Below are 26,277 nucleotides of genomic sequence, written 5' to 3' on the forward strand. Positions count from 1 at the left end.
ATTTATTGTGAAAAAGATGGTGAATGATAAGGTGGTTCAAGAGGCTGGGAGCGGGAAAATACTTTCCATAGTAATACCAACCTATAATATGGAAAAATATCTGCCTGTCTGTCTGGATTCTGTGACCGATGAGCTTGTCAGTGATAGACTTGAAGTCATAGTGGTGAATGACGGCAGCACGGACGGGTCTTTGGACATTATTCGTCGATATGAACAGAAACGGCCTGATTTGATTAAAGTCATAGACAAGGCCAACGGACATTATGGCTCTTGTGTGAATGCCGGATTAGGAATTGCAACCGGAAAGTATTTCAAAATATTGGATGCTGACGATTGGTTCGATACTTCGGCGTTAGTGGAGTTTTTGCAGAAGTTGGAGACTTGTGATACCGATTTGGTGATAACGTTAAGGGTGGATGAGATCTTTGACAAAGACAAGAAGGTGGATGAGATCAAGCATTCTTTCTGCTCCGTGTTTAAGGATCATGTCTATCGGACGGATGAATTTTATATCCGTACGCATGCCTATGAGGCTGAATTTGGCATGAATGGCATGGCTTATAAGACATCCCTTCTTAAAGAAATGAATTTCCGTTTGCTGGAAGGGATAAATTATACGGATACGTTGTATTGTTTTCTGCCCTATTCCCGTGTGAAAGACTTTATTGTGTATGACTTGTATCTTTACCATTACCGTATGGGAAGGGAGGGGCAGTCGGTAGATACGGAGAGCCAGAAAAAGAATCTGATGCAGATCGTTCACATGGTAGAGGCTATGTTTGAAAAGATGGACGAGGAAAACGTGGGGAAGCATGTGAGAAAGAATCAGGCTTATTTTGTTGATGGAGCCGTAAATTTCTGCCTCCTCAGTCTGAAAATGCAGTCGAGAATCTCTTCTTCGGATTACTCGGAGTTCGAGAAGCTGATAAAACATATAAAAACCTATCGTGTACGCCATAAATTATTTAAAAAATGGTATTTAAAGTTATGGTGGGTTACAGAAAAGGCTGTGGTGTTGGATTATGCACTTAGATTTCATTCTTTTGTCAGTGTAAAATAACTATTAGTATCAATGGCGCCATTAATATCTGTAATTGTTCCTGTATATAAGGCCGAGGATACTTTGAGAAACTGTGTGGATAGTATCTTGAAGCAGACAAACCGTGATTTTGAGTTGTTGCTCATAGATGACGGCAGCCCGGATAGTTGCAGGGAAATTTGCGACACTTATGCCGCAAAGGATGCCCGTGTCCGGGTGTGGCATAAAGAAAATGGTGGAGTGAGTACAGCACGTAATTTGGGACTTGAAGTGGCGTGCGGAGAGTGGACTGCTTTTGTCGACGCGGACGACTCCGTGGACGAGGGCTTTTTCGACGTCTTGAAAGAGGGGCTCGGTTACGATTTGGTGATAGGAGGATACAAGACTCTTCCGAAGGGGGAGATATATTATAATTTCGAGGGGGATTTTAAGGACGATACAATGGGTGATTTCATCGCTCGGCATTTATGGAATGGGTATGTTTGGGGAAAATTCTACAAAACCTCGATTCTAAGGGAGCACCGCATTATGTTCCGTACCGATTTGGTCGTGTATGAGGACTTGTTGTTCAATTTGGATTATATTCTACAGTGCAACAGCATCAAGTTGGTGCCTTCGTGCTTGTATCTTTATATGGATCCTCCCGGAAAGATGATTCAGGAGAAATATGCGCTTTTGCCGGACGAAATTAGGAAGATTTATGCGCTTGTCGATGACAGGTTGGAGCGGTTGGCTCATAAATTCCATTGTTGGCGTCCTGCATTTATCTTTGATTTTATTGAGCATTATCCGTTGGAACGGATTTTAAGGCAAGGGAGTGACGATGAACTGTACCATTTGTATGTAGAGGTGAAAGGAAATGTGGACCGTTCGGTCTTTTACAACGACCGTATTGCGAGTCCTATTTTGCGTTTCATTTCTTGTATTAAGAAAGAATATATCGTCAGAAGGCATAGGGTGAGGGGGCGATTGTTGGCTAAAGCCTTGTCTTCTTTGTATGGAAGGGAACTGCTTCGGGTCAAGTACTCTTCATTCAGTAAGAAGTTTCAGGCCATATTGATTACCTATCGTTTGTTTGGTCTGTTGGATGTTTATTTTGCAATCCGTTCTTTGGTGAATCGGTTTCGGAAGGTTTGATTCGAAAGTTCTTGGCATGAAAAGGAAGTATCGTCGGGGGGCAGAAGAATGATTTTTCAGTCTGCGGATTTTGAGTGTGCCTTTTCTTCATATCGTTTGCCGGATGAAAAAATAATCCCTATCTTTGCAGCGGTTATGGCAAAATGTTTATCCTATTTGGTATTTGCTTTGTGTCTCTTTCTGTGGGACTTTTCTTTTTCCACAGCGGAGGGAGATATGGCTTGCATGCCTTCTACTACCATAATGGAGGCGGGAGACGGTGGAGAGACAGATACGAAATACTGCGGACAGGATAAGGAGATACGTGCAGGATTTGGATGGGGTGATATCGGTTATGCACTTCTTTCGTGTCCAACCGGGCACTCGATTCAGGCTACGCGTTCTTTCAAAGGACATACAGCTTTTGCCGGATGGAAAAATGGTGTGTGGCAGGTTGCAGCCTTGTGGCTGCCGGAGAGAGGAGAGAAACTCCCGGATACATCGTTTTCCGGCAATGCCAAATTATATTTTGTATATACGTTAAGGCGTATCCTTATTTAAGACTTTCCTGTAAGAGATTGCAGAGAAAGTCTTTTTTTATGGTAGCTTTTCGGCTGCTGGTTTTCATTTTATTAGTAATAAGGATATAAAGTAATGGATTTTATAATAGATTTTATCCTGCACATCGACCATTATATGGTGGAGATGGTGCAGCAGTATCATACGTGGACTTATGCCATATTGTTTGCTGTTATTTTTTGTGAGACGGGACTGGTGGTCACGCCCTTTTTGCCGGGCGATTCCTTGCTTTTTGTGGGGGGCGCCATTGCCGCTGTTCCCTCCGTTCCGCTCGATGTCAATTTATTGTTCCTGATATTGTTTGTAGCTGCGGTCTTAGGAGATTCCTGCAATTATATGATAGGGCGCTTTTTGGGAAAACGACTGTTTCATAATCCGGATTCCAGAATATTCAAGCAAAGTTATTTGGACAAGACTCATGAATTTTATAAAAAATACGGAGGGAAAACAATCATCATAGCCCGTTTCGTTCCTATTGTCCGTACGTTTGCTCCTTTTGTGGCCGGAATGGGGCGTATGCATTATTACTATTTCATGATGTATAATGTCGTCGGAGGAGGGCTTTGGGTGGCATCGTTTTGCTATGCGGGTTACTTTTTCGGAGACTTGCCTTTCGTACAAGGCAATCTGAAAATTCTCATTGTGGCTATTATTGTAATTTCGATTTTGCCGGCCGTAGTGGAGGTATTGCGAGAGAAAATGAAGAAGACGAAATAGAATTTAAACACTTGATTTTATGAAAAATTCCTTTTTTAACAGCTTCGTACCGAAGCAACCTAATTTTTTCTGTTTGCTGAAACAGCTTGCTGATATTCTGTCTGAGGCAGCCGATGTGCTGACGGAGAGTGTGGAACAGGGCAAACCGGAAGAACGGGAGACTTATTACAGACGGGTGAAAGAAGTCGAACGTAAGGGGGATATGGTGACCCATCAGGTGCTTGACGAACTGGAAACGACGTTCATTACTCCTCTTGACCGCGAGGACATCAATGCCCTGGCCTCTGGCATAGATGATGTGATAGACTGCGTGAACAGTTGTGCCAAGCGTATCAATATTTATAATCCCCGTGTTTTGGGCGATAGTGCAAGAGAATTATGTCATTTCATACAGCAAGAGGCAGCTTGTATTTGCAAGGCGGTGGAAGAATTGAATGTGTTCCGGAAGAATCCGGCTCGTTTGCGGGGGCTTTGTGTCGAACTTCATGATTTGGAGAATCAGGCAGACGATGTCTATGAGTTTTTTATCCGAAGGCTTTTTGAAGAAGAGAAGGACAGCATAGAGTTGATAAAGATCAAAGAAATCATGCAGGAACTGGAGCGGACAACCGATGCGGCCGAGCATGTGGGAAAGATTCTGAAGAATCTGATCGTGAAGTATGTATAAATGAAAGGCAAGAACCATGGAGTTATTATTGATTATCATTGTACTGTCTCTCTTGTTCGACTATATCAATGGGTTTCATGATGCAGCCAATTCGATTGCTACCATTGTGTCTACTAAGGTGTTGACTCCTTTTCAAGCTGTGTTGTGGGCTGCCGCTTTCAATTTTGTGGCTTTCTTCATTGCCAAGTATGTTATCGGTGGTTTCGGGATAGCCAATACCGTATCGAAGACGGTCATGGAGGAATATATCACTTTGCCGATTATCCTGTCTGGTGTGATTGCCGCTATTATATGGAATTTGTTTACATGGTGGAAAGGTATTCCTTCTTCCTCTTCCCATACGTTGATTGGTGGTTTTGCCGGTGCGGCTATCATGGCCAGCGGTTTCGGCTCTATACAGTTGGATATCATATTGAAGATTGCGGCTTTTATTTTTCTGGCTCCTTTGATTGGTATGATAGTGGCATTGGGATTCACGATTCTCGTATTGCACGCATGCCGGAAAGCGCATCCACATACGGCCGAGGTGTGGTTTAAGAAGTTGCAACTCGTGTCTTCGGCCTTGTTCAGCATCGGACATGGGTTGAACGATTCCCAAAAGGTGATGGGTATTATTGCGGCAGCCATGATTGCCGGTCATTCCGAAGGGTTGGGAATGGGAATACGCAGTATAGAAGATTTGCCCGACTGGGTAGCTTTTTCTTGTTTCACGGCCATCTCGTTGGGTACTATGTCTGGGGGATGGAAAATCGTGCGGACTATGGGAACGCGTATCACCAAGGTGACACCTTTTGAAGGGGTTATTGCGGAAACAGCCGGTGCTTTTACGCTTTATCTGACGGAATACCTGAAAATTCCGGTAAGTACGACTCATACGATAACGGGAGCCATCATCGGCGTTGGAGCCACTAAGAGGCTTTCTGCTGTGCGGTGGGGCGTGACAAGGAGTTTGATGACAGCTTGGGTGTTGACGATTCCCGTGAGTGCTTTGTTGGCTGCTGCTGTCTATTGGAGCGTGACTTTATGGCTGTAAATGCGGGATTGCCAATTGGGGGAAACGTGTCAGTTTTCCCCCAATTGGTCGTATGAGGTTTGCAGGATAGCCATACCTTTTTCTTCACGTGCACCATCGGGAGCAGGTTCGTTGTAGACCGGTTTTCGGGCTGCATTGTCAAAAATGGTCACACCGGTACTGTCCTTGAACATGAATCCGTCGCTGAACGTGGAGTAAGCGAAGGGATAGGTGTAGGATGTCGAAAAGATATTGCGGCTGTATTTGAAGTCTTGATGTGGCAAACCAAGTTGTCCGAGCAATGTGGCGGGCATGTCGCTTTGGTTCATTAAGGTATGGATGACGGCCGGTGCTTTTATGGCTCCGCCTAACCATAGCATGGGAATGTGGTAGAAGGTGGGCGACGTGACATTGAAAGTGGGTGAGCTGCCGTGGTCGGGCAGGCAGATGACCAGCAGGTTGTTCCACACCGGAAGTTGTTTCAGACGGTCGATAAATTCACCCAAGCAATGATCGGTATAGGCAAAAGAGTTTTGCCGTTTGTCTTTTAACCGGTTGTAGGGGACTTCGAACGGTTCGTGGCTGCTGAGAGTCAGGAATCCGGTATGCCACAGTCGGTCGGCCGGTCGGGATTCGAGCATTTCATACAGCCGGTCGAATGTGTATTCGTCGTGCGCGCCCCAGGAACTTGAAGTGCGCTCCTGTAGGCTGAAGTCCGTGTCACTGGTCAGATGTTGGTAGCCCGTAGTTGTGAAATAACTTCTCATGTTGGTAAAGTTAATGTCGCCGCCGTAGAGGAAGTCCGTCTGGTATCCTGCTTGTTGCAACGTACGGGCTATACCGGGCAAAAGGCGTGACTTGGCCGGGAGTTTCATAATGGAGGTGGTGGGGTAACTGATATGCCCGCTTAACGTGCTGACCAGTCCGCGGTCGGTGCGGAAACTGTTGGCATATACGTTGTCGAAAAAGATGCCTTCGCGAATGAGTCGGCTTATATTCGGTGACACGTTTTTAGCTCCGCCCAGTTCTTCTATATATTCTCCTCCGAATCCTTCAAGGATGATGATGAGTATATTGGGACGTGTGGCGCGTAGCAATTGCCGGGTACAGTCTTCTGTCGAGGCCGGATAAAGCGGTGCATAGCAGGCGGCCCGTTTATGTTCGTCTAAGTAATTGTATTTCTCGGCGAAGTTTTCGGATTTATTCCAAGAGTACATCAGGCTGAAAGCCGGGTTTACGGCGGCATGGTTCATGTAGGTGTTTTCACTGAAATAAGCGTTGCCGATATTCATGGTAGAACGTCCTACCCCTCCCCGTATGGCCAAAAAGATAAGGCCGCCTAATAGTACGTATGTGAAATTGTGAAGCAGCATTTTCAGGTTTATGGGCAAAACTGGGAATGATTTGGGCGTAAGGCGGATGCAAGTCCATGACAAGAGAACGGAGAAGACCGTAATCCAAAACAGGCGCATGACGACATAGCCGGTGGAGACACTGGCCATAGCCTGTTTGGGAGCATCCATGTAATTGAAGATTGTGGCGTCGAGCTTGAATTTCCAGAATGTGTAGAGTGATGTGTCTGCCACACAAATCAGCGAGAGCAGAATGGCAATAAGGATGAAATAAGGGCGTAATACGGCTTTGGTCTTCATGCGACGCATCCAAATGCTGAGCCATACGATGAGGAATGGAAAGATGAGCAAGTATCCCGTTGTAGAAGCATCCAACCCCAACCCGTGGACGATGACCTGGAACAGATCGCCTGCCGGCAAGGGCTCGTTCAAATAGACGAATACGATTTTCTGCAACACAAAGAACAGCAGGAAGGCTAAAAACAAATTAATAAGGTAAGATATACGTTGTTTCATCGTTTTTCTTTTTTAGGATACACAAGTAGAGATGATTATTTTCTGCCGAAATCGGCCGGGACTTCACCCCATCGTTCCGTCTCCCATTTCAGGATGGGGATGTCTGTTTTGTGGGTCTTGAGCCAGGTTTCAGCCCGTTCTATCATTTGATAGAGAGCTTCTGTACGGGGGCTGCGTTCCAACTTGGTCTTGCAACGCTTTTGCTTGACCCAACCGATGGCGTTTCGGCTGTCTGAGAAAACCGGCATCCGGATATTTTTCTGTTCCATCAGAGCCAAGGCATGTACAATGGCCAGAAATTCACCGATATTATTGGTGCCATACACCGGTCCGAAATGGAAGACGGTTTCGCCCGTACGGAGATAAACGCCTCGGTATTCCATCGGACCCGGGTTACCACTGCATGCCGCGTCGACTGCCAAAGCTTCGGCCGGGACTTCGGGCGGAAGGGGTAACACGGTGTCGTGCCGATAAGACGGCACGTCTGTCGGTGTGTTTCCGGAAACTGCCGGAGCGGTAGTCTTTTTTTTCTGGATATAAAGATAAGGAGAGGTGTTGTAAGCTCTTTCGGCTTCCTCTTGGGTGTCGAAAGATTTATAAATGGCCCCTTCGAAGCCATTGATTTGCAGTTTGCAGTCAGTCCAGGATGTGTAAATGCCCGGACTGACTCCATGCCAAACTACATAGAATTTCTTTTTCCCCATCGCAAGAGGAGTTTTTTTACATGCGTTCAGGCACTTCTATGCCCAACAAGCCCATGCCCGTACGTATGATTTTGCTGATTTCGGCAGACAGTACCAGACGGAACGTTTTCTTGTTTTCGTTCTCTTCATGCAAGATGCTGAAATCGTGATAGAATTGGTTGTATTCTTTCACCAAGTCGTAGCAATAGTTGGCAATGCAGCTTGGATTATAGTCGGAACCTGCTTGTTTTACTACGTTCGGGAAGTCGGCCAGCATTTGAATCAAGCTGATTTCTTTCTCGCTCAAATCCGTTTGGGCTGACAGCGTTTCGGGGATGGAGATGCCCGCTTCGGAGGCTTTGCGCAGGATGGAACGGATACGTGCGTACGTATATTGGATGAACGGTCCGGTATTTCCGTTGAAATCGATGCTTTCAGCCGGATTGAACAACATGTTCTTTCGTGCGTCCACCTTTAATATAAAGTATTTCAAGGCTCCCAAACCGACAATCCGTGCAATCTCATTGGCTTCGTCCTCGCTCAAATCCGTAAGCTTGTTGATTTTGTCTTCCGACATCTTGCGTGCGCTGCCTATCATCTCTGCCACCAGGTCGTCGGCATCCACGACCGTACCTTCGCGGCTTTTCATCTTACCGTTAGGTAATTCCACCATGCCGTATGAGAAATGTACAAGGTCTTTGCCCCACTCGAAACCGAGTTTGTCCAACAGGATGGAAAGCACTTGGAAGTGGTAGTTTTGTTCGTTACCTACCACGTAAATCATTTTGTCTATGGGATAGTCGCGGAATCGCAGTTTGGCTGTACCGATATCTTGTGTCATGTAGACGGATGTTCCGTCGGAACGGAGCAGAAGCTTCTCGTCCAATCCTTCCGGAGTCAGGTCGGCCCATACGGAACCGTCTTCTTTGCGGAAAAACAGTCCTTTGTCAAGCCCTTCCAAAACTTTCTCTTTACCTTCGAGGTAAGTCTCCGATTCATAATATATCTTGTCGAAACTTACGCCAAGGGCTTTATAGGTGACATCGAAACCGGCATAGACCCATTCATTCATTTTACGCCAAAGGGCACGGACTTCCGGATCATTGTTTTCCCATTTTACCAACATTTCGCGGGCTTCCTTGATGAGCGGGGCTTCATTTTTGGCTTCCTCCTCGCTCATACCCTCTTCCATAAGCTCCTTGATTTGTTCTTTATAGTGTTTGTCAAAAGCCACATAGTAGTCTCCGATGAGGTGGTCGCCTTTGATGCCGGTACTTTCCGGAGTGGCACCGTTCCCGTATTTCAACCACGCCAACATGCTTTTGCAGATATGTATGCCGCGGTCGTTCACGATATTGGTCTTCACCACGCGATTGCCATTGGCTGCCATGATGTTGGCCAAGGCGCATCCTAACAGATTGTTGCGGACATGTCCTAAATGCAAAGGCTTGTTGGTGTTGGGGGAAGAGTATTCTATCATGACTAACGGCGAATGGTCGGTCGCTTCGGTCAGGCCGAACTGTGCATCTTGATGGATATCGGTGAGCAGACCGATCCAACTGGCCGGAGCGATTACAAGGTTCAGAAAGCCTTTGACGGCATTGAAATCGGCTACGACGGAAGGGATTTCCGTTTTCAAGAAATGGCCAAGCTCCTGGGCTGTGTCTTCCGGTTTCTTACGAGATATTTTTAAAAAAGGGAAAACGACTAATGTCAGATGCCCTGCAAATTCTTTTTTTGTCTTTTGGAGTTGCACCGTTTCGGGAGCTATGTCCTGTCCGTATAAAGTTTTGATGCCGAGAACTACGGCTGATACGATTTTATTTTCTATCTCCATAACCTTGTTTTTACCTTATCATTCAGGCTGCAAAGATACATAATAAAAGGGAGAAGCAAAAGTTTGCTTCTCCCTTTTTTCCGCATAATAGATTTATTCTGATTACTGGAGTGCGTCAGCTAATTCCGCACCAGCTTTGAATTTAGCTATTTTCTTGGCTGCAATGGTGATTTGCTCTTTCGTTCTGGGGTTAATACCCGTGCGGGCCGGTCTTTCATTCACGGAGAATGTTCCGAAACCTACAAGTGCGATTTTGTCACCCTTCTTTAATGCTTCAGAGATAGCACTGATTGTTGCGTCTAAAGCTTTCTTGGCATCTGCCTTGTTCAAGCCTGCGTTCTCTGCAATGGCGTTGATAAGTTCTGTTTTGTTCATTTGATGAAATAATTTAGTAGATAATAATTCGCTTATTTTGTATCCTATCATGCAAATGTATGTAAATTAGCCGTTAAAACAAACTTTTTCATTGAAAAAATATTTCTTTTTATGAAAAAGCACAAGCTTGAAGGGATTATTTAAAATGAAATGGAATAAAATTAGTATTTTTGCGGTCTCAATGAATAATGAAAATAGAGTGTGAATATGATGAATATGCCTCCCGTAACGAAGAATCTGATTATAATCAATCTTTTGTTCTTCTTGGCTAAATTGGTAGCAGTGCGCTATGGTGTGGATTTGGATAATTTGCTGGGACTACACTTCTTTTTAGCTCCCGATTTCAACTTCTACCAGTTCTTTACGTATATGTTCATGCATGGTGGCGTCACGCATATCCTTTTTAATATGTTCGCCGTGTGGATGTTCGGTCGGGTGATGGAGTCTTATTGGGGCGGTCGTCGCTTCCTGCTTTATTATGTCGTGTGCGGCTTGGGTGCCGGTTTGGTTCAGGAAGGAGTGCAATATATACAGTATCTGTGGCAAGGCTTGGGAGCGTATGATACGGTTAATATCGGCTATACCGTGATTTCCATGGGCGACTATTTGAATCGTTGGACCACTATCGGAGCCTCTGGTGCAGTCTATGGAATTTTGTTGGCTTTCGGCATGTCGTTTCCTAATGAACGCCTGTTTATTTTTCCGCTTCCCGTACCTATTAAAGCCAAGTTTTTTGTGATAGGTTATGCCGTCATAGAGTTGCTTTCCGCTTTGGGGAACTCCGGTGACGGAGTCGCTCATTTCGCCCATCTCGGAGGAATGATATTCGGTTTGTTGCTCATCTTGTATTGGAGGAGAAACAGCGGTGGAGGATATTATGGCAATCGGACATCCGCTGCAGAACGCTTGAAGAAATGGTTTGCCGGAGGACGAGACCGGTTTTCTTCTTATCGGAAGCCTAAAATGAATGTCTCTATGGGGGAGCGAAAGGATGATTATGAGTATAACGCCCGTAAAAAGGCAGAGGCAGAAGAGATAGACCATATTTTAGAGAAGGTACGTAAATCCGGATACACAAGTTTGACAGAGGAAGAAAAACGTAAGTTGTTTGATGCCAGTCAGCGTTGAAGATGAATACATTGAAACGTATATTGATACAGTTGTCAATCGGTGCAAACATAATGGCGGCTTTCATGTTGTGGGCCTGCGGACTGAGTTCCGGATTGAATCCGGCGATTCATTCTCATGTGGCTTTATTCGGGTTGGGATTTCCGCTGCTATTGTTGCTTAATATAGCTTTTATCTTTTTTTGGCTGGTTTTTTCCATTCGTTACGTTTGGTTGCCTTTTGTCGGAATGTTGCTGTCTGTTTCCTATATATATGACTATTGTCCGGTGAACTGGCCTGAGAAGCACCCGGAAGACGCGCTTAAATTGCTTACTTATAATACAGAGTTCCTTGCCCGGGGAGAGAAGAATGCAGAAGGACGGTACCCGATCTTGGATTATCTTGCGGCTTCTGAGGCCGACATTATCTGTCTTCAGGAAGGAGTTGCACCTAAGAATCTTAAATCTGAGTATGTGGATAGCATCATGGCAAAGGCAGGTTATCATATTCGTCGTCTGCATGATGGAAAGGCTGAGCCTCAATTCGTCTATAGTCGTTTGCCTATATTGTCCGTACATCGGATAGCCTATGAAAGTACGACCAATGGCAGTCTTGCCGTAGAATTACTATACGGTCAGGATACTGTATTGTTGGTGAACAACCATTTGGAGTCTTATAAGCTGACACCAGAGGATAAGATGAAATATAAGGAAATCATTAAAGATCCGGAGAATGGGCATGCGGAAAGTAATTCCAGAGAACTGGTTCGGAAGATGGCCGGGGCGAGTCGTTTGCGCGGACCGCAGGTTGATTCGGTTTTGAACTATGTCGAAAAATCAGGGAGAAGGGCTGTGATTGTTTGCGGTGATTTGAATGACTCTCCCATATCCTATTCTTGCCATCGCCTGTCTTCCCGGTTGAAAAGTGCATTCCGTCAATCGGGTAACGGACTGGGCTTGTCTTATAATCAGAAAGGATTCTATTTTCGCATCGATCATATCTTCGTTTCCGACTATTGGCAGACATACGAGACGCATGTGGACAAGACAGCTCCGTGGTCTGACCATTATCCGATGATTACTTACTTGAAAAAACACAAAAAAGAGGATTAGGGCATAAATAAATCTGTTAACTTGCGGCGTTAATGTGAAAAAAACGTTATATTTGCGCCTTTGTAGTCTGATTAGCTATTAAATAATAACATCATAATAATAAATTAAAATGCAAAACAAAGGATTTGTTAAAGTTTTCGCTTTACTGTTGACCCTTGTGTGCGTGTTCTATTTATCTTTTTCATTTGTAACTACTTATCAAATGAATAAGGTGGATGAGATTACGAAAACGCAAGGAGAGGAAGCCGGCGCACACTATCTGGATTCCGTGATGAACAATCCGGTGTGGTTGGGCGCTTATTCGCTGAAGGACTGTCGCGAAATGGAGATTAGTCTGGGTTTGGACCTGAAAGGTGGTATGAATGTCATTCTGGAGGTGTCTGTTCCTGAAGTGGTAAAGGCTTTGGCCGACCATAAAGAAGACCCGGCATTCAACAAGGCGGTAGCGAAGGCTGCGGAAGGGGCTAAGAATAGCCAGAGTGATTTTATTACCTTATTTGTGAAAGAGTACAAAGCATTGGCGCCGGATGGAAATTTGGCGGAATTGTTTGCTACGCAGCAGTTGAAAGGTAAAGTAACGACCAAGAGTTCCGACTCTGAAGTAGAGAAAGTGTTGCGTGCCGAAGTGCAGTCTGCCATCGACAATTCTTATAATGTGCTCCGTACACGTATCGACCGTTTCGGTGTGGTACAGCCCAATATCCAGACATTGGAAGGACAGATGGGGCGTATTATGGTGGAGATGCCGGGTGTGAAAGAACCGGAACGTGTGCGTAAATTGTTGCAAGGTAGTGCAAATCTGGAGTTTTGGGAAACCTATAATACGGAAGAGATTATCCCATTCCTGGCTACATTGGATACACGTTTGGCGGCAGAGCATGCTGCGATTGCAGAAAACGATACGGCTAAGGCAGACACTACGGCAATGGCTGAATTGACACCGGCTGAAAAAGTGGACGCTACGGATTCTACGAAGAAAGCTCCTGTGAAGGATTTGGCTGCGGCTCTGAAGGGAAATAGCGGAACTCCGGCAGAGAAGGCTGGGGCTGCTGTGGACGAACAGGCTATGAAGAACCATCCTTTGGCTTCTGTGCTGCAATTTGCTCAAGGCCCTATGGGATGTGTAGTGGGTTATGCCAGTTGGCGTGATACGGCTACCGTCAATCGCTATATCACTTCTGCCGTGGCAAAAGAAGTCTTGCCCAGTGACCTGAAGCTTTATTGGGGAGTGAAGCCTGTAGGTAGCGGTAATATGGGAGACATTTTCGAGTTATATGCGATTAAGATTACGGAACGCAATGGTCGTGCGCCTTTGGAAGGTGATGTCGTGACAGAAGCCAAGGATGATTACGAACAGAACGGCCGTCCGTGCGTAAGCATGACGATGAATTCCGATGGTGCCCGTCGTTGGGCAGCTTTGACCAAGAAAAATGTGAAGCGCGCCATCGCCATTGTGCTCGACGGATATGTATATAGTGCTCCTACGGTGCAGAATGAGATTACCGGTGGTGTTTCCTCTATTACGGGACATTTCACGCTCGAAGATACGCGTGACCTTGCCAACGTGCTGAACACGGGTAAGATGCCGGCTCCTGCACATATCGTTTCCGAACAGTTTGTAGGTCCTACGTTGGGACAAGAGTCCATCAACCAAGGTATTACTTCATTTGTGATAGCTTTCATCCTGTTGATGATCTATATGTGTGGCATGTATGGTCTTATCCCCGGTATGGTAGCCAACGGCGCTTTGATATTGAACTTCTTCTTTACGTTGGGGGTTTTGACTTCATTCCAGGCTGCATTGACCATGTCCGGTATTGCCGGTATGGTGCTTTCTTTGGGTATGGCGGTAGATGCGAACGTGTTGATATATGAACGTACCAAAGAAGAGTTGCGTGCGGGTAAGACTGTGCGTGCGGCTCTCTCGGACGGTTATTCCAATGCATTCTCGGCCATCTTCGACTCCAACTTGACTTCTATCATTACGGGTATCATCCTGTATAATTTCGGAACAGGTCCTATCCGTGGATTTGCCACGACGTTGATTATCGGTATTTTGGTATCCTTCTTTACGGCTGTATATCTGACCCGTATCGTGTACGAGCACTTCCTGAATAAGGAGAAATGGATGAACTTGACGTTTACGACGTCTCTTTCACGTAAGTTCTTGCATGATACACATTACAAGTTCATGAGCTCTTATAAGAAATCCTTCACGATATTCGGGGTCTTGTTGGTGGTAGGTATCGCATCTTTGTTTGTACGCGGTTTGAGCAAAGGTATTGATTTCACCGGTGGACGTAACTTCGTAGTTGTGTTCGAAAAGCAGGTGGAGCCGGAAACTGTCCGCACCTTATTGCAAAACAAGTTCGGGGATGCCAATATCCAGGTTATAGCCTTGGGTACAGACCATCAGACGGTACGTATATCCACAAACTATCGGATTGACGAAGAAGGTACGGAGGTGGATTCCGAGATAGAAGCAACGCTGTTCGAAACGCTCAAAGGCGGCGGTTTGTTGTCATCGGATTTGGATTTGCAAACTTTCATCAACCGTGACGAGCGTGCCGGAGGTTCTATTATCAGTTCGGAAAAGGTAGGTCCTTCTGTGGCAGAAGACATAACCTATGGGGCTATTGTTTCTGTGGTATTGGCCTTGATAGCTATCTTCCTTTACATATTGTTGCGTTTCCGCAATGTGGCTTTCTCGGTCGGTGCTGTTGTGGCCTTGACGGTAGATACCTTGTTGATTATCGGAGCGTATTCGATTTGTTGGGGATGGGTGCCATTCTCTTTGGAAATCGACCAAACCTTTATCGGTGCGATTTTGACGGCTATCGGTTATTCTATTAATGATAAGGTGGTAGTATTCGACCGTATCCGCGAGTTCCTCCATCTGTATCCGAACCGCGACCGTCAGCGTTTGTTCAATGATTCTTTGAATACGACATTGACGCGTACCATCAATACTTCGTTGACCACGTTGGTCGTATTGTTGTGTATCTTCTTCTTGGGTGGAGAAAGTATCCGCAGTTTTGCTTTTGCCATGATTCTCGGTGTGGTAATCGGAACCTGTTCTTCCATCTTCATGGCGGCTCCGGTAGCTTTCCTGACTATGGGGCAACGCATCAAGGAGAACGATTCGGAAATGAAATAAAGATTTCGTTTATAAGTTATTTGGATGCAGGGCAGGCTTAGGCTTGCCCTGTATTGTTTTGTGCCCGGACAGTCTTCAGTATATGATACTGGAGTATATCCGTCTGTTTTTGGTGCAAAGCTTTTTGGTAATGTTCCGGAAGGGCGGTTTCTTTGCCTTCAAAATAAAAGATGTGATATGATGGGATTAAAGAGTGTTTTGTTTTCCGGTATCCTTTTGTCTGCTATGGCAGTGGGTGTGCAGGCCAAGCCTGAAACCGGAAGCGGGTTGGACAAGTCTTTGTTGCCCCAACCGGTTTATTCCCCCGAACCGGGTTTGGTGGATTTATATTGGGCAGCTTGGGATTTGGCTTGGGGGCGGGTGAAACATCAGGACGGGATTCCCCAGTCGCCCTATATGGATGAGAACCTGTGGGATGACACGATTTGGATTTGGGATACCGAGTTCATGGTGCTTTTTTGTCGCTATGCGCCTTCGCTATTCCCTGGCATACAGAGCTTGGATAACTTCTATAAGACGATATTGGATGGAGAGCCGGTCTCTTTAAAGATTTGGCATCCGGACAACCCTCCTTTTTTCGCGTGGGTGGAGTATGAGTACTATAAGATGACAGGCGACAAAAGGCGTTTGGAATATGTATTAGAGGACAATCGTTACCTACAACGCCATTTTTATTGGTTTGAGAAACTGAAGAGGGGCGGTAGCCGTTTTTCCAAGATGCCGGTCATGTTGGAACGGAGGGAGAAAGGGTATTTGTGGGGCGACGTGCAGAGCGGTATGGACAATACTCCGCGTGGCCGGGGATGCAACGGGGATATGCTGTGGATGGATGCCTTGGCCCAACAGGCTTTGGCTGCACTTTATATCGAAAGGATTGCCGAGGTCTTGGACGACTCGTCTACGGCCAAGGAGTTTGCCGGGGAGTATGCAGTGAAGAAGGACTTGCTCAATAAGTATTATTGGGATGCGGAGGATGGTTTTTATTATGACATAGAGGAGGCCACGGGCGACTTTGTGAAAGTGCGGACACCGGCTGTGTATTGGGCTATGTTGGCAGAAGTTCCAGGGCGGAAACAGGCGGTGCGTTTGGTGGAGTATGCACAGGACGAGGATGAGTTCGGTGGTCAATACCCTTGGCCGTCCGTGTCGCGGAGTGACGCAGACTACAATGGGACGGTAGGAGATTATTGGAGGGGCGGTGTATGGCTGCCTTTGGCTTACATGTCAACCAAGGCACTTGAGACTTACGGTTATCATGATGTGGCACATGAGAATGCGTGCCGTTTGTTGGCGCAAATGTCCGAAACCTATAAGACTTTCGAGCCCCACTCCATTTGGGAATGTTATTCTCCGTCGGCAGCTCGTCCCGGACAGCGGGTGGACGATGAGAATTTGACGTTGGTGGCTCAAGACTTTTGCGGATGGTCTGCCTTGGGGCCTATTTCTTTGTTTATTGAGAACGTGTTGGGGTTTTATAATATAGATGCCACGGCTCGGCTCGTGGAATGGCGTAAGACAGGTTGGGGCGAGCAAGGTATCCGGAATTTGAGGTTCGGCGATGTGCATACTGACATCGTGGCGGACGGGGATACCGTACGCGTGGTGTCTGATAAGGAATATGTATTGAAAGTGAATGGGAAGAAATACAAAGTGAAAGCCGGAACACAAGCTTTTACCTTGAAATAGACCGTGTACCCCCGCCGGGAATCGAACCCGGATTGGCGGTTTAGGAAACCGTAGTTCTATCCATTGAACTACAGGGGCGCTTTCTGTTTTGCAAAGTTAACAGTTTCTGCTTAAAAAGTCGAATACTTGGGACAAAACTTTCATAAGGTAGAGGGAAAGGTTCGGCCTTTCTCTCTTTGCATATTTATGCATTTTCCTGTGCTTTTGCGAACTTTATGCTTTTGAAAAGTGAGAGAAGTACGATGAAATGCTATATAAATAAGCTTTTAGATTACGATTTTATAGTATAATCTGTATTCCGGAATGCTTTTAACAGCAAAATATTTTGTTTTTAAACATATCTTTGCGATATTTGCATTCCTAAGGTAGAAAGAATATACAGTAATCATATAAATGCTACAAAAAGTATGGCTGATAGATTAGAAGTAAAAGAGCTGGACCAGGTAGTGGTCCGTTTCTCTGGTGATTCCGGCGACGGTATGCAGTTGGCCGGGAATATTTTCTCTACGGTCTCGGCGACGGTAGGAAATGACATTTGTACGTTTCCCGATTATCCGGCTGATATCCGGGCTCCGCAGGGGTCGTTGACAGGAGTTTCCGGTTTTCAGGTACACATTGGTGCCCAGCGCGTGTACACACCGGGCGATAAGTGCGATGTGTTGGTGGCGATGAATGCGGCAGCATTAAAGACCCAGTACAGATATGCCAAATCTACAGCATGTATTATTATCGACACCGATTGTTTCCAGGCCAAAGATTTGCAGAAGGCCGCTTTCACGACGGATAATCCGATAGAAGAGTTGGGCATCAAAAACGATGTGATTGCTGCCCCTATCACCCAGATGGTCAAAGCCTGCCTGGCTGACTCGGGCATGGAAAACAAAGCTATTTTGAAATGCCGTAACATGTTTGCGCTCGGACTGGTGTGCTGGTTGTTCAACCGCGACCTGGAGATAGCGTTCAATATGTTGCGTGAGAAATTTGCCAAAAAGCCCGCCGTGGCAGAAGCCAATATAAAGGTTATCCAGGCCGGATATGATTACGGGGCAAATACGCATGCCTCTGTGGCCCATACTTATAAAGTGGAATCCAAGACGAAAAAGCCCGGTAAGTATATGGACATCATGGGCAATAAGGCTACTGCATACGGATTTATCGCTGCGGCCGAGAAAGCCGGCAAGCGGCTTTTCTTGGGGTCGTATCCCATTACGCCGGCTACGGACGTGCTGCATGAATTGTCCAAACATAAAAGTTTGGGCGTGACCACGGTGCAGTGCGAGGATGAGATTGCCGGTTGTGCCTCCTCCATCGGTGCTTCTTTTGCCGGTGCATTGGCAGTGACTTCTACTTCGGGACCTGGCGTATGTTTGAAATCGGAAGCCATGAATCTGGCCGTGATTACGGAATTGCCGTTGGTGATACTGAACGTGCAGCGCGGAGGCCCGTCCACGGGCTTGCCCACGAAGAGCGAGCAGACGGATTTGTTGCAAGCCCTCTTCGGACGCAACGGCGAATCGCCGATGCCGGTCATTGCAGCCACTTCGCCTACGAATTGTTTCGATGCGGCCTATTATGCCTCGAAGATGGCTTTGGAGCACATGACGCCGGTGGTGTTGCTCACCGATGCCTTTGTGGCCAACGGTTCCGGTGCTTTCAAACTGCCCGATTTGAACGATTATCCCGATATTTGTCCCCCTTACGTCACTCCGGAAATGGCCGGGAGCTACACGCCGTACATGCGTAATCCCGACACGCAAGTGCGTTACTGGGCCATACCCGGACAAGAAGGGTATATGCATATTCTCGGTGGGTTGGAGAAGGACGGCCGGACAGGAGCCATCAGCACCGATCCCGAGAACCACGACAAGATGTGTCGTTTGCGTGCAGAGAAAGTGGCCCGAATTCCGGTGCCTGATGTGGAGGTGCAGGGATGCGTGGACGATGCCGAACTGCTGATAGTAGGCTTTGGCGGTACTTACGGCCATTTGCATTCGGCCATGGATGAAATGGTGGCTACAGGCAAGAAAGTGGCTTTGGCTCATTTCTCTTACCTGAACCCCTTGCCTGCCAATACGGCGGAAGTGCTGAAGCGGTATAAGAAAGTCGTGGTAGCCGAGCAGAACTTAGGGCAATTTGCCGCATATCTGCGTATGAAAGTAGACGGTTTCGTGCCCTATCAGTTCAATCAGGTGAAAGGCCAGCCTTTTGTCGTGAGCGAGTTGGTGGCAGCCTTTACCGAGATTTACAACAAATAGTCAAACTTAGAAGAATAAAAGAAAATGAGCGAATATACAGCAAAAGATTATAAAAAGGGATTGCCGCGTTGGTGTCCCGGGTGTGGAGACCATTTTTTTCTGGCTTCTTTGCACAAGGCTATGGCCGAAATCGGAGTGCCTCCCTACGAGACAGCCGTGATTTCAGGTATCGGTTGCTCCAGCCGTCTGCCTTATTATATGAATACGTATGCCATGCAGACGATTCACGGACGTGCCGCCGCCATTGCCACCGGTTTCAAGGTGGCCAATCCGGATATCACCGTGTGGCAGATTTCCGGTGACGGCGACGGTCTGGCCATTGGCGGTAACCATTTCATCCATGCCGTCCGCCGCAACGTGGACATCAATATGATTCTGCTGAACAACCGGATTTATGGTCTCACGAAAGGGCAGTATTCTCCGACGTCTCCGAGAGGATTCGTCAGTAAATCCTCTCCTTATGGGACGGTGGAAGACCCGTTCAATCCGGCAGAATTATGTTTCGGAGCGCGTGGTCATTTCTTTGCCCGTGCCGTGGCTACGGATGCCGCCGGGACGGTGGAAATCCTGAAAGCGGCATACGCCCACAAGGGAGCCGCCGTGTGCGAGATATTGCAAAACTGCGTGATATTCAACGACGGGACGCACGATACCGTTTACACCAAAGAAGGACGTGCCAAGCATGCCATTTATCTGGAACACGGCCAGCCGATGTTGTTCGGTGAAAATAAGGAATTCGGCTTGATGCAGGAAGGTTTCGGGTTGAAGGTCGTGAAGATAGGAGAGAACGGCGTGACGGAAAAAGACATCCTCGTGCATGATGCGCATTGCCAGGACAACACCTTGCACTTGAAGTTGGCTCTGATGGAAGGGCCTGATTTTCCGGTGGCATTGGGCGTGATTCGTGATGTGGAAGCTCCGACATACGACGAGGCGGTCAACCGGCAGATAGAAGAAGTGAAAGAAAAGAAAGCCTATCACAATTTCACGGAACTGCTCTATACGAACGATATTTGGGAGGTAAAGGAGTAAGTTCCCCGTGAAAGGGAAAGGAAAGAAAAGGCGGCTGTTCCTTATCGTGGGGCAGCCGCCTTTTTTGTTCCGTCTTTCTGTTTCGATAGGCGGGCGGCGGGCTGTCGGTTGTCAAAATCCGTTATATCTGCTTGCTTTTATGTAAGGTGCTGGTTTTCAATCTGCAATAGGTCGGAAATTTTTGTCCGTCAAATGAAAAATCAATCTCAGGAGATTGGAAAATCGTTCGCCTGAGATTGATTTACCGTTTGGCGCAGAACGGTGCGCAGCTTTCTGCCAGGCCCCGTCCGTCATGCTTTTTTACTTCTTACAGTTTTCCGCCGTAGGCCAAATCGCCTGCATCGCCAAGTCCCGGGACGATGTACATGTGGTCGTTCAGCTCCGGGTCGATAGCTCCGCACCACAAGGTATAGTCCGTGTCTTTGAATGTTTCCGTCAGGTAGTCCACGCCCTTCCGGCTGGCTATCGCACTACATAAATGCACTTTTCCCGGTATGCCTTTGGTCTCGAATGCCTTGAGCCCCAATTCCATGCTTCCGCCCGTGGCCAGCATGGGATCGGCGATGATAAGCGTTTTGCCGTTCAGGTCCGGCGTGGCCAGATATTCGATATGTATGCCCACTTCGTGGCATTCTTTGTCTTTGTAGAAGCGGTAGGCCGACACGAATGCGTTGTCGGCCTCCTCAAACACATTCAGGAAGCCTTGATGGAAAGGGAGGCCGGCCCGGAAGATGGTTCCCAGTACGATAGGGTCGTTGTACAACAGCGTGGGCGCCGTGCCCAACGGGGTTTGTATGTCTTTGACGGAATAATCCAGCGTTTTACTGATTTCGTAAGCCATTACTTCCCCGATTCTTTCCAGATTGCGGCGGAACCGCGCCCTGTCTTTCTGTATGCATACGTCCCGGAGTTCCGACATGTATCTGTTGACAACCGTTTGTTGCTCTGCAAAGTTAATTACTTTCATATTTGGATGGATTTAAATATACTTGAGAACAAAAGTAACAAAAACTTCTTGAAAATGTAAACTCCGTGTAGCAAATATAGCTTTGGTTCTTAGGTTTTGGGAAATTTAACGGAAGAATGTTTTTGAATTAAGAAAAATAATATGCCGAAAGTTTCAGATGCACGCATTTCTTTGTAATTTTGTCAGCGCAAAAAGGAAGTTTTTTTATAGTGAATTGATTTCTAACCAAATATTATTTTAGAAAATGGCAAATTTAGATTTGAGTAAGTACGGTATTACCGGTACTGTTGAGGTTCTCCACAATCCGTCATACGACGTATTGTTCCAGGAAGAAACCAAAGCTGGTTTGGAAGGTTTTGAAAAAGGTCAGGTAACGGAATTGGGTGCAGTGAATGTGATGACAGGTATTTATACCGGTCGTTCTCCCAAGGACAAGTTTATCGTAAAAGACGCTACTTCTGAGAACACCGTATGGTGGACTTCTGAAGAATATAAGAATGACAACAAGCCTGTAACTCCTGAGGCTTGGAAGGTATTGAAGGATTTGGCTGTGAAGGAGCTTTCAAATAAGAAATTGTTTGTTGTCGACGGTTTCTGCGGCGCTAACAAGGCTACTTGCCTGAAAGTGCGTTTCATCGTGGAAGTTGCATGGCAGGCTCACTTCGTAACGAACATGTTTATCCGTGCTACGGAAGAAGATTTGAAGGATTTCGAACCTGATTTCGTGGTTTACAACGCTTCTAAGACTAAGGTTGAAAACTACAAGGAACTGGGCTTGAACTCAGAAACAGCCGTAGTCTTCAACTTGACTTCAAAAGAGCAAGTCATCATCAACACTTGGTACGGTGGTGAAATGAAGAAGGGTATGTTCTCTATGATGAACTATTTCAATCCTTTGCGCGGTATCGCTTCTATGCACTGCTCTGCCAACACCAGCATGGACGGCACCAGCTCTGCTATCTTCTTCGGTTTGTCCGGTACCGGTAAGACGACTTTGTCTACCGACCCGAAACGTAAGTTAATCGGTGACGACGAGCACGGATGGGACGACGAAGGCGTATTCAACTACGAAGGCGGTTGCTATGCTAAAGTTATCAATCTGGATAAAGAATCCGAGCCCGATATCTACAAGGCTATCAAACGTGACGCTTTGTTGGAGAATGTAACGGTAGATGCTAACGGCAAGATTGATTTTGCAGATAAGAGCGTAACGGAAAATACACGTGTATCTTATCCTATTTACCACATCGAGAATATCGTGAAGCCTATTTCCAAGGGTCCTCACGCAAAGCAGGTAATCTTCCTGTCTGCTGATGCCTTCGGTGTATTGCCTCCCGTTTCTATCTTGAACGACCAGCAGGCTCAATACTACTTCTTGTCTGGTTTTACTGCCAAGTTGGCCGGTACGGAACGTGGTATCACTGAACCGACTCCGACGTTCTCAGCTTGTTTCGGTGCTGCTTTCTTGAGCTTGCATCCTACGAAATATGCAGAAGAGCTCGTGAAGAAGATGAACAAGGTAGGTGCCAAGGCATACTTGGTGAACACGGGTTGGAACGGTACGGGCAAGCGTATTTCCATCCGCGATACTCGTGGTATCATCGATGCCATCTTGGACGGTTCTATTGACAAGGCTCCTACGAAGACTATTCCTTACTTCGATTTCGTTGTTCCTACGGAGTTGCCGGGTGTTGATCCGAAGATTCTCGATCCTCGCGACACTTACGCTGACGCTGCAGAGTGGACGAAGAAGGCTGAGGATTTGGCTGCCCGTTTCATCAAGAACTTTGCGAAGTTCACGGGTAACGAAGCCGGTAAGGCTTTGGTTGCAGCAGGTCCGAAGTTGTAATTTTACAGTAAAGCATAACATTGAAAGTCTGTCTGGATTCTTCAGGCAGACTTTTTTTGTTTCGGCGCATGAATGTTGTAAAACTAAAAAACTGTAAAAACAGGTAGATTCTTTACGGTTCGTTTTTAAACCCCTCCCACTTTTTTTATCTTTGCAATTAAAAACTTTATTCTTGATGATGAAGAAAATAACCTCATTACTGTTATTATGGGTCATGGTCTTGCCGCTTTGGGCACAGTTTCACGACCCGGTAAGTTTTTCTGTTTCCCAAAAGAAACTGTCTGACTCTGAATTCGAGATTGTTTTTACCGGAAAGGCGGAAGCGGGTTGGCATGTCTATTCTACGGACATTCCGGACGGCGGCCCTACTCCGGCTACCATTAATTTCGATGAACAGAAAGGAGTGGAGCCGGTAGGCAAGCTGACGGCACGTGGAAAGGTGCATAAGGCGTACGACAATCTTTTCGGGATGGAAGTCAGCTATATGGAAAATACGGCTGTTTTCGCGCAGAAAATGCGTATTACGGACGCTACTTATTCCGTGAAAGGGTATCTGAACTATGGGGCTTGTAACGATGAGAATTGCATGCCTCCCACCAATGTGGAGTTTACTTTCTCCGGAAGCGGAAAGCCTGCGGCCGGCAATGCTGTGGCAGAGCCTCAGAAGCAGAAAGAGAAAACTGCGGATACGCCGGTGGTGGAGAAAGAGGAAAAAGCAGATGCGCCCGTAATCGGAGGGGTCGATACGGTTGCCACGGGTTTGGTCGTGACGGATTCCGTACCTTCTGCGGTGGCCGGTAGTAATGCTGCTGTGGCGGCAAGCGACTATTGGACGCCCGTTATTGATGAGTTGGCAGCTTTCGGTGAAGATGCCTCCAATGCAGCCAGCCAGACGTGGTGGAAGATATTTCTGTTGGGATTCCTCGGCGGTTTGGTTGCTTTGCTTACTCCTTGTGTCTGGCCGATCATCCCGATGACCGTGAGTTTTTTCCTGAAACGTTCGGGAGACAAACGAAAAGGTATTCGCGATGCGGCGACGTATGGTGTGAGCATTGTGGTCATTTATGTGCTTTTGGGCTTAGTGATTACCGGTATTTTCGGGGCCAGTGCCCTGAATGCCCTGTCCACGAATGCGGTATTCAACATCTTTTTCTGCCTGATGTTGCTGGTGTTTGCCGCCAGTTTCTTCGGTGCTTTTGAAATTACGTTGCCTTCTTCGTGGAGCAATGCGGTAGACAATAAGGCCGAATCTACCACAGGTTTGTTGAGCATCTTCCTGATGGCTTTTACCCTCGCTTTGGTTTCTTTTTCTTGTACGGGGCCGATTATCGGTTTTCTGTTGGTAGAAGTGTCCACGTCGGGCAGTATTCTTGCCCCGACTATCGGTATGTTGGGTTTTGCCATTGCCTTGGCCTTGCCTTTCACCCTCTTTGCCATGTTCCCGGCTTGGCTGAAGACGATGCCGAAATCCGGTAATTGGATGAATTGTGTGAAGGTGACGCTCGGTTTCTTGGAATTGGCTTTTGCCTTGAAGTTCTTGTCGGTGGCAGATTTGGCTTACGGTTGGCATATCCTCGACCGCGAGGCTTTCCTGAGTTTGTGGATTGTGATTTTTGCTTTGTTGGGCGCTTATCTTATCGGTTGGCTGCGTTTCCCGCACGATGAAGATGAATATGATGAGTCCGGCAATGTCGTGGTCAATCATCGTACGTCGGTCACCCGTTTCTTTATGGCTTTGGTTTCCTTCTCTTTTGCCATTTACATGGTTCCCGGTTTGTGGGGAGCGCCGCTGAAGGCTATCAGTGCCTTTTCGCCTCCGATGAGCACGCAAGACTTCAACCTTTATGAGAACGAGGTGAAGGCTCAGTTCATGGATTATGATGCCGGGATGGAATATGCGCGCAGGCAAGGTAAGCCCGTGATGATAGACTTTACCGGATACGGTTGCGTGAACTGCCGCAAGATGGAGCTGGCTGTGTGGGCCGACCAGAAGGTTGCGGATATCATGCAGAACGATTACGTGCTAATCACGTTGTATGTGGATGAGAAGACCAAGCTGCCGGAACCTATTAAAGTGACAGAGAACGGTCAGGAACGTACTTTGCGTACGGTAGGTGACAAATGGAGCTATTTGCAACGCAGTAAGTTCGGGGCCAATGCCCAGCCGTTCTATGTATTGCTCGACAACGAAGGTAAGCCGTTGAACAAGTCATATTCGTACGACGAGGATGTCAATAAGTATATAGATTTCTTGCAGACCGGCTTAAAGAATTATAAGAACAAGTAGTTCTTGTATGGAGAATATCAGGGGATGTATCAGATGCAAATGGTACATCCCTATTTTTATGGCTGGTTTTTAACGTTATTTTTCATCGGAATGAGCAAGGATTTGGCCGGTTCGCGGTTTGATAAACAGAATGTCGGATTTTTAAATTGGATGAAAAATGAAGAAAGTACATGTCTTATGGGTGTTGGCCTGCCTGTTGGCGGCTCCGGTTTTGTTTCAGTCTTGTTCGGACGATGATGACGAGGTTTATGTATGGTATCCTTATCTCAGTCCGAATGCTTTGGTGACGGTCAAGGGCGGAACGGATTCCTGTTTCTTGCAGTTGGACGATGAGACTACGCTTTGGCCGGTAAATCTGTCCTCTTCCCCTTTCGGAGAAAAGGAAGTGAGGGCTTTGGTTCATTTTACGGACGTAGATGGGGAAAAGCATTTCTGTACGCGTGCGGTCTATGTAAACTGGATGGACAGCATTCTGACGAAAAAAACGGTTCCGGATTCTGCTTTGGTGAACGATTCGCTGTATGGGAATGACCCGGTGGATATCGTAGACGATTGGGTGACTGTGGCGGAAGACGGTTATCTGACGCTGCGTTTTTCTACTTTGTGGGGCAATAGGGGGATTGCCCATAAGGTGAATTTATTGACCGGAGGTAATCCGGAGAATCCTTATGAGGTGGAGTTTCGTCACGATGCTTGCGGAGATGCGGGGAGTTGGCGAAGCGATGCGCTTGTGGCCTTTGATTTAGGGAAGCTTCCCGATACCGGAGGTCGTACGGTCAAACTGACGTTGGTTTGGCAGTCGTTCCGGGGGAGGAGAACAGCGGAATTCGATTATTGTACCCGAAAAAAGACAGGAAACGTAGCCAGACAAATAGAGCAAATGCAAAGAGGAGGTATGTTACGATAGTGTTGGAGGACAGATAACCGTTCGT

At 46.8% G+C, this 26,277-nt stretch carries 20 protein-coding genes and 1 tRNA gene; 15 read left to right on the plus strand and 6 right to left on the minus strand.

Features of this window, described 5'->3' with window-relative positions; genetic code table 11:
• Positions 1–16: 16 nt before the first annotated feature.
• From HMPREF9441_RS03535 to HMPREF9441_RS03560, 6 genes are all read left to right on the plus strand, one after another.
• Positions 17–1,060, plus strand: a complete 1,044-nt coding sequence (locus tag HMPREF9441_RS03535; RefSeq protein WP_008618112.1) for a glycosyltransferase family 2 protein — start codon at positions 17–19, stop codon at positions 1,058–1,060.
• 12 nt (positions 1,061–1,072) lie between these two features.
• Complete coding sequence (locus HMPREF9441_RS03540; protein ID WP_008618113.1) at positions 1,073–2,176, plus strand: glycosyltransferase family 2 protein; 1,104 nt, start codon at positions 1,073–1,075, stop codon at positions 2,174–2,176.
• Between the two features lie 135 nt (positions 2,177–2,311).
• Positions 2,312–2,716: a hypothetical protein gene (locus HMPREF9441_RS03545; RefSeq protein WP_244949596.1), complete on the plus strand. Its 405-nt coding sequence runs from the start codon at positions 2,312–2,314 to the stop codon at positions 2,714–2,716.
• 93 nt (positions 2,717–2,809) lie between these two features.
• A complete protein-coding gene (locus tag HMPREF9441_RS03550; RefSeq protein WP_008618115.1) occupies positions 2,810–3,451 on the plus strand; it encodes a DedA family protein in 642 nt (213 codons plus the stop codon).
• 19 nt (positions 3,452–3,470) lie between these two features.
• Positions 3,471–4,118, plus strand: coding sequence for a DUF47 domain-containing protein (locus HMPREF9441_RS03555; RefSeq protein WP_008618116.1), 648 nt, complete (start codon positions 3,471–3,473; stop codon positions 4,116–4,118).
• Between the two features lie 16 nt (positions 4,119–4,134).
• Positions 4,135–5,151, plus strand: a complete 1,017-nt coding sequence (locus tag HMPREF9441_RS03560) for an inorganic phosphate transporter (RefSeq protein ID WP_008618117.1) — start codon at positions 4,135–4,137, stop codon at positions 5,149–5,151.
• Positions 5,152–5,180: 29 nt separating this feature from the next.
• Here HMPREF9441_RS03560 and HMPREF9441_RS03565 read toward each other — a convergent pair whose 3' ends face one another.
• The 4 genes from HMPREF9441_RS03565 to HMPREF9441_RS03580 all read right to left on the minus strand — a co-directional run bounded on the left by HMPREF9441_RS03565 (position 5,181) and on the right by HMPREF9441_RS03580 (position 9,893).
• Positions 5,181–6,998, minus strand: a complete 1,818-nt coding sequence (locus tag HMPREF9441_RS03565; RefSeq protein WP_008618118.1) for an LTA synthase family protein — start codon at positions 6,996–6,998, stop codon at positions 5,181–5,183.
• Between the two features lie 35 nt (positions 6,999–7,033).
• On the minus strand, positions 7,034–7,702 hold the full coding sequence (locus HMPREF9441_RS03570; RefSeq protein ID WP_008618126.1) for a ribonuclease H1 domain-containing protein: 669 nt from the start codon (positions 7,700–7,702) through the stop codon (positions 7,034–7,036).
• 16 nt (positions 7,703–7,718) lie between these two features.
• Positions 7,719–9,518 carry an arginine--tRNA ligase gene (gene argS / locus HMPREF9441_RS03575; RefSeq protein WP_008618128.1) on the minus strand — a complete coding sequence of 600 codons (1,800 nt, stop codon included), beginning with the start codon at positions 9,516–9,518 and terminating at the stop codon, positions 7,719–7,721.
• Positions 9,519–9,620: 102 nt separating this feature from the next.
• On the minus strand, positions 9,621–9,893 hold the full coding sequence (locus HMPREF9441_RS03580; RefSeq protein WP_021979413.1) for an HU family DNA-binding protein: 273 nt from the start codon (positions 9,891–9,893) through the stop codon (positions 9,621–9,623).
• Positions 9,894–10,100: 207 nt separating this feature from the next.
• Here HMPREF9441_RS03580 and HMPREF9441_RS03585 point away from each other — a divergent pair, with 207 nt between their 5' ends.
• The 4 genes from HMPREF9441_RS03585 to HMPREF9441_RS03600 all read left to right on the plus strand — a co-directional run bounded on the left by HMPREF9441_RS03585 (position 10,101) and on the right by HMPREF9441_RS03600 (position 16,955).
• Positions 10,101–11,021 (plus strand): rhomboid family intramembrane serine protease, encoded by a 921-nt coding sequence (locus HMPREF9441_RS03585; protein ID WP_008618130.1) that lies wholly within the window; start codon positions 10,101–10,103, stop codon positions 11,019–11,021.
• A gap of 2 nt (positions 11,022–11,023) precedes the next feature.
• Positions 11,024–12,112 carry an endonuclease/exonuclease/phosphatase family protein gene (locus tag HMPREF9441_RS03590; RefSeq protein ID WP_008618131.1) on the plus strand — a complete coding sequence of 363 codons (1,089 nt, stop codon included), beginning with the start codon at positions 11,024–11,026 and terminating at the stop codon, positions 12,110–12,112.
• Positions 12,113–12,221: 109 nt separating this feature from the next.
• The gene (secDF, locus tag HMPREF9441_RS03595; protein WP_008618132.1) at positions 12,222–15,269 is read left to right on the plus strand and encodes a protein translocase subunit SecDF; all 3,048 of its coding nucleotides are present in this window, start codon (positions 12,222–12,224) and stop codon (positions 15,267–15,269) included.
• A gap of 177 nt (positions 15,270–15,446) precedes the next feature.
• Positions 15,447–16,955 (plus strand): MGH1-like glycoside hydrolase domain-containing protein, encoded by a 1,509-nt coding sequence (locus HMPREF9441_RS03600; protein ID WP_008618133.1) that lies wholly within the window; start codon positions 15,447–15,449, stop codon positions 16,953–16,955.
• A gap of 6 nt (positions 16,956–16,961) precedes the next feature.
• On the opposite strand, the gene HMPREF9441_RS03605 is transcribed toward HMPREF9441_RS03600, so the two are convergent.
• Positions 16,962–17,033 (minus strand) — tRNA-Arg (locus tag HMPREF9441_RS03605).
• A gap of 329 nt (positions 17,034–17,362) precedes the next feature.
• Between HMPREF9441_RS03605 and HMPREF9441_RS03610 the strand changes: the two genes are divergently transcribed.
• Both HMPREF9441_RS03610 and HMPREF9441_RS03615 read left to right on the plus strand, forming a co-directional pair.
• On the plus strand, positions 17,363–19,210 hold the full coding sequence (locus HMPREF9441_RS03610; protein WP_008618136.1) for a 2-oxoacid:acceptor oxidoreductase subunit alpha: 1,848 nt from the start codon (positions 17,363–17,365) through the stop codon (positions 19,208–19,210).
• Between the two features lie 24 nt (positions 19,211–19,234).
• Positions 19,235–20,242 carry a 2-oxoacid:ferredoxin oxidoreductase subunit beta gene (locus tag HMPREF9441_RS03615; protein WP_008618138.1) on the plus strand — a complete coding sequence of 336 codons (1,008 nt, stop codon included), beginning with the start codon at positions 19,235–19,237 and terminating at the stop codon, positions 20,240–20,242.
• Positions 20,243–20,549: 307 nt separating this feature from the next.
• On the opposite strand, the gene upp is transcribed toward HMPREF9441_RS03615, so the two are convergent.
• The gene (gene upp / locus HMPREF9441_RS03620; RefSeq protein WP_008618145.1) at positions 20,550–21,209 is read right to left on the minus strand and encodes a uracil phosphoribosyltransferase; all 660 of its coding nucleotides are present in this window, start codon (positions 21,207–21,209) and stop codon (positions 20,550–20,552) included.
• A gap of 244 nt (positions 21,210–21,453) precedes the next feature.
• On the opposite strand from upp, the gene pckA reads away from it, so the two are divergent.
• From pckA to HMPREF9441_RS03635, 3 genes are all read left to right on the plus strand, one after another.
• A complete protein-coding gene (gene pckA / locus HMPREF9441_RS03625) occupies positions 21,454–23,058 on the plus strand; it encodes a phosphoenolpyruvate carboxykinase (ATP) (RefSeq protein ID WP_008618146.1) in 1,605 nt (534 codons plus the stop codon).
• A 178-nt stretch (positions 23,059–23,236) separates the two neighbouring features.
• Complete coding sequence (locus HMPREF9441_RS03630; RefSeq protein ID WP_407946604.1) at positions 23,237–25,345, plus strand: protein-disulfide reductase DsbD family protein; 2,109 nt, start codon at positions 23,237–23,239, stop codon at positions 25,343–25,345.
• Positions 25,346–25,502: 157 nt separating this feature from the next.
• A complete protein-coding gene (locus HMPREF9441_RS03635; RefSeq protein WP_008618150.1) occupies positions 25,503–26,252 on the plus strand; it encodes a NigD1/NigD2 family lipoprotein in 750 nt (249 codons plus the stop codon).
• Positions 26,253–26,277 lie beyond the last annotated feature (25 nt).

The sequence above is a fragment of the Paraprevotella clara YIT 11840 genome, assembly GCF_000233955.1.
GTDB lineage: Bacteria > Bacteroidota > Bacteroidia > Bacteroidales > Bacteroidaceae > Paraprevotella > Paraprevotella clara.

What these genes read in the sequence shown, in the direction of transcription:
- HMPREF9441_RS03535 (WP_008618112.1), top strand. Translation starts at nt 17, where the DNA reads ATGGTGAATGATAAGGTGGTTCAAGAGGCTGGGAGCGGGAAAATACTT.
- HMPREF9441_RS03540 (WP_008618113.1), top strand. Translation starts at nt 1,073, where the DNA reads ATGGCGCCATTAATATCTGTAATTGTTCCTGTATATAAGGCCGAGGAT.
- HMPREF9441_RS03545 (WP_244949596.1), top strand. Translation starts at nt 2,312, where the DNA reads ATGGCAAAATGTTTATCCTATTTGGTATTTGCTTTGTGTCTCTTTCTG.
- HMPREF9441_RS03550 (WP_008618115.1), top strand. Translation starts at nt 2,810, where the DNA reads ATGGATTTTATAATAGATTTTATCCTGCACATCGACCATTATATGGTG.
- HMPREF9441_RS03555 (WP_008618116.1), top strand. Translation starts at nt 3,471, where the DNA reads ATGAAAAATTCCTTTTTTAACAGCTTCGTACCGAAGCAACCTAATTTT.
- HMPREF9441_RS03560 (WP_008618117.1), top strand. Translation starts at nt 4,135, where the DNA reads ATGGAGTTATTATTGATTATCATTGTACTGTCTCTCTTGTTCGACTAT.
- HMPREF9441_RS03565 (WP_008618118.1), bottom strand. Translation starts at nt 6,998, where the DNA reads ATGAAACAACGTATATCTTACCTTATTAATTTGTTTTTAGCCTTCCTG.
- HMPREF9441_RS03570 (WP_008618126.1), bottom strand. Translation starts at nt 7,702, where the DNA reads ATGGGGAAAAAGAAATTCTATGTAGTTTGGCATGGAGTCAGTCCGGGC.
- argS (WP_008618128.1), bottom strand. Translation starts at nt 9,518, where the DNA reads ATGGAGATAGAAAATAAAATCGTATCAGCCGTAGTTCTCGGCATCAAA.
- HMPREF9441_RS03580 (WP_021979413.1), bottom strand. Translation starts at nt 9,893, where the DNA reads ATGAACAAAACAGAACTTATCAACGCCATTGCAGAGAACGCAGGCTTG.
- HMPREF9441_RS03585 (WP_008618130.1), top strand. Translation starts at nt 10,101, where the DNA reads ATGATGAATATGCCTCCCGTAACGAAGAATCTGATTATAATCAATCTT.
- HMPREF9441_RS03590 (WP_008618131.1), top strand. Translation starts at nt 11,024, where the DNA reads ATGAATACATTGAAACGTATATTGATACAGTTGTCAATCGGTGCAAAC.
- secDF (WP_008618132.1), top strand. Translation starts at nt 12,222, where the DNA reads ATGCAAAACAAAGGATTTGTTAAAGTTTTCGCTTTACTGTTGACCCTT.
- HMPREF9441_RS03600 (WP_008618133.1), top strand. Translation starts at nt 15,447, where the DNA reads ATGATGGGATTAAAGAGTGTTTTGTTTTCCGGTATCCTTTTGTCTGCT.
- HMPREF9441_RS03610 (WP_008618136.1), top strand. Translation starts at nt 17,363, where the DNA reads ATGGCTGATAGATTAGAAGTAAAAGAGCTGGACCAGGTAGTGGTCCGT.
- HMPREF9441_RS03615 (WP_008618138.1), top strand. Translation starts at nt 19,235, where the DNA reads ATGAGCGAATATACAGCAAAAGATTATAAAAAGGGATTGCCGCGTTGG.
- upp (WP_008618145.1), bottom strand. Translation starts at nt 21,209, where the DNA reads ATGAAAGTAATTAACTTTGCAGAGCAACAAACGGTTGTCAACAGATAC.
- pckA (WP_008618146.1), top strand. Translation starts at nt 21,454, where the DNA reads ATGGCAAATTTAGATTTGAGTAAGTACGGTATTACCGGTACTGTTGAG.
- HMPREF9441_RS03630 (WP_407946604.1), top strand. Translation starts at nt 23,237, where the DNA reads ATGAAGAAAATAACCTCATTACTGTTATTATGGGTCATGGTCTTGCCG.
- HMPREF9441_RS03635 (WP_008618150.1), top strand. Translation starts at nt 25,503, where the DNA reads ATGAAGAAAGTACATGTCTTATGGGTGTTGGCCTGCCTGTTGGCGGCT.